Origin of the sequence: Streptomyces sp. NPDC059994, from assembly GCF_042737755.1 — a bacterium.
Taxonomy (GTDB): domain Bacteria; phylum Actinomycetota; class Actinomycetes; order Streptomycetales; family Streptomycetaceae; genus Streptomyces.
The window spans coordinates 1-5,126 of sequence record NZ_JBHWUR010000202.1; the positions used below are offsets into that span (position 1 = coordinate 1).

The 5,126-nt window shown below is 72.5% G+C and carries 4 protein-coding genes and 1 pseudogene; 3 read left to right on the forward strand and 2 right to left on the reverse strand.

Annotation, left to right across the window (positions count from 1 at the left end):
• Together ppgK and ACFWA7_RS39625 are read right to left on the reverse strand one after the other, a co-directional pair.
• Positions 1–733, reverse strand: a 733-nt coding sequence (ppgK, locus tag ACFWA7_RS39620; protein WP_385828014.1) for a polyphosphate--glucose phosphotransferase, incomplete at its 3' end; no start/stop codon positions are given.
• Positions 734–830: 97 nt separating this feature from the next.
• On the reverse strand, positions 831–1,820 hold the full coding sequence (locus tag ACFWA7_RS39625; RefSeq protein WP_385540374.1) for a 4-hydroxy-3-methylbut-2-enyl diphosphate reductase: 990 nt from the start codon (positions 1,818–1,820) through the stop codon (positions 831–833).
• Between the two features lie 72 nt (positions 1,821–1,892).
• Between ACFWA7_RS39625 and ACFWA7_RS39630 the strand changes: the two genes are divergently transcribed.
• The 3 genes and pseudogenes from ACFWA7_RS39630 to ACFWA7_RS39640 form a co-directional block, all read left to right on the forward strand.
• Positions 1,893–3,278: an APC family permease gene (locus tag ACFWA7_RS39630; RefSeq protein WP_385540372.1), complete on the forward strand. Its 1,386-nt coding sequence runs from the start codon at positions 1,893–1,895 to the stop codon at positions 3,276–3,278.
• 122 nt (positions 3,279–3,400) lie between these two features.
• Complete coding sequence (gene xseA, locus ACFWA7_RS39635) at positions 3,401–4,615, forward strand: exodeoxyribonuclease VII large subunit (RefSeq protein ID WP_385540370.1); 1,215 nt, start codon at positions 3,401–3,403, stop codon at positions 4,613–4,615.
• A 193-nt stretch (positions 4,616–4,808) separates the two neighbouring features.
• Positions 4,809–4,997, forward strand: a pseudogene (locus ACFWA7_RS39640) (exodeoxyribonuclease VII small subunit); the annotation flags it as partial.
• Between the last annotated feature and the right edge of the window lie 129 nt (positions 4,998–5,126).

The window sequence follows — 5,126 nt, forward strand, 5'->3', positions numbered from 1 at the left end:
GGCCCGCCGTCATCGCCGCCCCCACGATCCCCGCGTTGTTCTGCAGCTCCGCCGGGACCATCTCCGCCCGGATCCCCTCGATCAGCGGCAGGAACTTGTCGGCCTTGCGGCTCACTCCGCCGCCGATGATGAAGAGCTCCGGCGAGAACAGCATCTCGACATGGGCCAGGTACTTCTGGACGCGGTGGGCCCAGTGGGACCAGGTCAGGTCCTCGTCCTCCTTGGCCTTGGTCGAGGCGCGCTTCTCCGCGTCGTGGCCGTGCAGCTCCAGATGGCCGAGCTCCGTGTTGGGCACCAGGCGGCCGTCGAGGAAGAGGGCGCTGCCGATGCCCGTACCGAACGTCAGCAGGATCACCGTGCCCTTGCGGCCCCGGCCCGCGCCGAAGCTCATCTCGGCCACGCCCGCCGCGTCCGCGTCGTTCATCACCGTCACCGGCTGGCCGCCCAGGCGGTCGGCGAGCAGCCGCGCCCCGTCCACGCCTATCCAGGCCTTATCGACGTTGGCCGCCGTGCGGATCGTGTTGCCCGTGACGACACCCGGGAAGGTGATGCCGACCGGGCCCGACCAGCCGAACTGGCCGACCACCTCCGCGACGCCGTCCGCCACCGCCTCGGGCGTCGCTGGGTGCGGGGTCAGGACCTTGTACCGCTCCTGGGTCAGGTCGCCTCGCTCCAGGTCCACGGGAGCACCCTTGATCCCGGACCCGCCGATGTCCACTCCGAACACGTTCATGGACACCACGTTACGGGCGGGCACTGACAGTCACCCAGCAAGCGCCCGTGACCAGGCGTTCCTCGCTGCCTTCCGGCTGCTGCGAGCCGCCGCCCGGCTACTTTCCGGACAGCTCCGCCGCCTCCGCGCGCAGATCGCGGCGGAGCTCCTTCGGCAGCGAGAACGTGATCGACTCCTCCGCCGCCTTGACGAGCTCGACGTCCTCGAAGCCGCGCTGGGCGAGCCACTCCAGTACGCCCTCGACCAGGACCTCGGGAACGGACGCGCCGGACGTCAGGCCGACCGTGCTCACACCCTCCAGCCACGCCTCGTCGATCTCGTCGGCGAAGTCCACCAGGTGGGCGTCGCGGGCGCCCGCACCGAGGGCGACCTCGACCAGGCGGACCGAGTTCGAGGAGTTCTTGGATCCGACGACGATGACCAGGTCCGCGTCCGCGCCCATCCGCTTCACCGCGATCTGGCGGTTCTGCGTCGCGTAACAGATGTCGTCGCTCGGCGGGGAGACCAGCAGCGGGAACTTCTGCTTGAGCGCGTCCACCGTCTCCATGGTCTCGTCGACCGAGAGCGTCGTCTGGGAGAGCCAGACGACCTTCGAGTCGTCGCGGACCTCGACGTTCGCCACGTCCTCGGGGCCGTCGACCAGCGTGATGTGGTCGGGGGCCTCGCCGGAGGTACCGATGACCTCTTCGTGGCCCTCGTGGCCGATCAGGAGGATGTCGTAGTCCTCGCCTGCGAACCGGACGGCCTCCTTGTGCACCTTGGTGACCAGGGGGCAGGTCGCGTCGATGGTGGCGAGCTTCCGCTCGGCCGCCTCCTCGTGCACCGTCGGCGCCACGCCGTGCGCCGAGAACATGACGATCGAGCCCTCGGGGACCTCCGCCGTCTCGTCGACGAAGATCGCGCCCTTCTTCTCCAGGGTCTGCACGACGTACTTGTTGTGGACGATCTCGTGCCGGACGTAGATCGGTGACCCGTACTGCTCCAGGGCCTTCTCGACGGCGATCACGGCGCGGTCCACACCCGCACAGTAGCCACGGGGTGCTGCGAGCAGGACACGGCGGGCAGGCGTTGCAGTCATGCGCTCCATGGTACGGCCGGGGTCCGACACCCCTGCGCTGCCCGGCGGGCCAAAGATCGTCCGGCCGACGAGACTGGCCGCATGAGTGCGCGGCGCGAAGAGAACGGGGCGAGCGCGGAGAGCGGGCGGCGGGTGCCTCGGGACGGCGGGCTGCGGCGCAGCCTCGGGTTCCGTGACCTTGTCGTGTACGGGCTGCTGTTCATCGCCCCGATGGCGCCCGTCGGCATCTTCGGCACGCTCGACGCGAAGTCGCACGGCGCCGTGGCCCTGGTCTACGTCGTGTCGACCGTCGCCATGGCGTTCACCGCGTTCAGCTACGCCCAGATGGTGCGCGTCGCCCCGCAGGCGGGCTCGGTCTTCGCCTACGCGCGCGCGGGGCTCGGCGAGGGGGCCGGGTTCATCGCGGGCTGGATGGCGATGCTCGACTATCTGCTGATCCCGGCCGTCGCGTACCTCTTCTCCGGGATCGCGATGCACTCGCTGGTCCCGGAGGTGTCCCGGTGGGTGTGGACCGCGCTGGCCGTGGTGGTCACCACGGCGCTCAACCTCTGGGGCGTACGGGCGGCGGCGCGGGTCGGGTTCGCGGTGCTCGCCATGGAGATCGTCGTCCTGCTGGTGTTCGTGGTCGCGGCGGTCGTCGTGCTCGTACGGGACGGGGCGCAGCGCGACTGGCTGTCGCCGCTCGCCGGGGACGCCGGGTTCTCGCTCGCGGCGGTGCTCAGTGCGGTGTCGGTGGCGGTGCTCTCGTATCTGGGCTTCGACGCGATCGCCTCCTTCGCGGAGGAGGCGACGGGGGGCTCGGAGAAGGTCGCGCGCGCGGTGCTGTTGTGTCTGGCGCTGGCGGGCGTGCTGTTCGTGGCGCAGACGTATCTGGCGGCGCTGCTCGCGCCGACCTCGTCGGCCGCGCTCGCGGCCGATCCGGTCAAGCAGGGCTCGGCCTTCTACGACATGGTCGAGGCGTCCGTGGGCACCTGGCTGCACGATCTGGTGGCGGCGAGCAAGGCGATCGGGGCTGCGTTCGCGGCGCTGGCCGGACAGGCAGCGGCGGGACGTCTGGTCTTCGCCATGGCGCGCGAGCGGCGGCTGCCGAAGGTCCTGTCGCGCACGGACTCGGGCGTACCGCGCGCGGCGCTGCTGGTGGCGGCCGTGGTGACGCTGGTGGCGGCGGTCTGGGCGGCCCGGCGCGACGACGGCGTGGACCGCCTGGTCTCGGTGGTCGACATGGGTGCGCTGACGGCGTTCCTGCTGCTGCACGCGTCGGTGATCGGCTGGTACGCGGTACAGCGCCGCGAGGGCGAGCCCAACTGGCTGACGCATGTGGTGCTTCCGCTGCTCGGCGCGGCGGTGATCGTGGCGGTGATGTGGGAGGCCACCCGCACGGCGCAGGTGGTCGGGCTCGTCTGGCTGGTGCTGGGGGTGGGGGTGCTGATGGTGCAGGGGGCGGAGAGGTTCGGGCGGGTGGGGTAGCGGGGCGCGGCTGTGGGCCCCGTGGGCGGGTGCTGCCCGGCCTCGTCGTCCGGCCGTCCTCCCGGGCCGCGGGCGACGGCGCGTTCGGGGCCGGTGTCAGTGGGGGCCGTTAGCCTGCGTACATGGGTCTGAATACGAGTGCTCAGGCGCCGCTGCCGGTCGGTGAGGTGTCGCGGCTCATCGGGGGCTGGATCGACCGGCTGGGGGCGGTGTGGGTCGAGGGGCAGATCACCCAGCTCTCGCGGCGGCCGGGCGCGGGCGTGGTGTTCCTGACGCTGCGTGACCCGTCGCACGACATCTCGGTGTCGGTCACCTGCTACCGGCAGGTGTTCGACGCGGTGGCGGACGTCGTCGCCGAGGGCGCCCGGGTCGTGGTGCACGCGAAGCCGGAGTGGTACGCGCCGCGCGGCCAGCTGTCGCTGCGGGCCGCGGAGATACGGCCCGTCGGCATTGGTGAACTGCTCGCCCGGCTCGAACAGCTGAAGAAGTCGCTCGCGGCGGAGGGGCTGTTCGCGCTCGACCGCAAGCGGCCGCTGCCGTTCCTGCCGCAGCTCGTCGGGCTGGTCGTCGGCCGCGCCTCGGCGGCCGAGCGGGACGTACTGGAGAACGCGCGGCGGCGCTGGCCCGCGGTGCGGTTCGAGGTGCGCAACGTGGCGGTGCAGGGGGTGCACGCGGTGCCGCAGGTCGTCCAGGCGGTGAAGGAGCTGGACGGCCTCGCGGAGGTCGACGTGATCATCGTGGCGCGGGGCGGGGGCAGCGTGGAGGATCTGCTGCCGTTCTCCGACGAGCAGCTGGTGCGGACGGTGGCCGGGTGCCGTACGCCGGTCGTCTCGGCGATCGGGCACGAGCCGGACTCGCCGCTGCTCGACCTGGTCGCGGATCTGCGGGCATCGACGCCGACGGACGCGGCGAAGAAGGTCGTCCCCGACGTCGGGGAGGAGCTGGACCGGGTCAGGATGCTGCGGGACCGGGCGCGGCGCCATGTCGTCGGCCTGGTCGACCGGGAGGAGCGGGGGCTGGCCGGGATGCTCGGCCGCCCCTGGATGGAGCGGCCGCACCGGATGGTGGGCGACCGGGCGGACGAGGTGGACGCGCTGGTGGACCGCTCGCGCCGGGTCCTCGGCCACCTCCTCGACCGGGCCGACTCCGAGCTGGCGCACACCCGCGCGCGCGTGGTCGCGCTGTCGCCCGCGGCGACGCTGGAACGGGGGTACGCGGTGCTCCAGCGGGCGGACGGGGCGGTGGTGCGGGCCCCGGGGGAGGTCGCCGGGGGCGAGGAGTTGCGGGCCAGGGTGGCCGAGGGGGAGTTCACGGTTGTCGTCGGGACGGATGCGTAGGGTGACGGGTATGGCAGCGAAGGTTGGGACGGGTGGGGGCGACGAGGGTGCGGCGTCGGATGCGGGCGCGTCCGCGTCGGGCTCGGACGCGTCGGGCTCGGACGCGTCGGGCTCGGACGCGTCGGGCTCGGACGCGTCGGGCTCCGGTGCATCGGGCTCCGGTGCATCGGGCTCCGGTGCATCGGCGTCGTCCGAGTCGCTCGGGTACGAGCAGGCTCGGGACGAGTTGATCGACGTCGTACGGCGGCTGGAGGCCGGGGGCACGACCCTGGAGGAGTCGCTGGCGCTGTGGGAACGGGGGGAGGCGCTGGCGAAGGTGTGCCGGCGGTGGCTGGAGGGGGCTCGGGCGCGGTTGGATGCGGCGCTGGAGGCCGAGGGGTGACGTTTGCCCCTCCCCGCCCCTTCCCCTGAACCCTCCGGGGGTGGGGCGGGTTGAGCGGTGAGGAAGTTTCCTGGGGGCTTCGCCCCCAGACCCCCAGCGGGGGCTCCGCCCCCTGCACCCCTTTCGGGG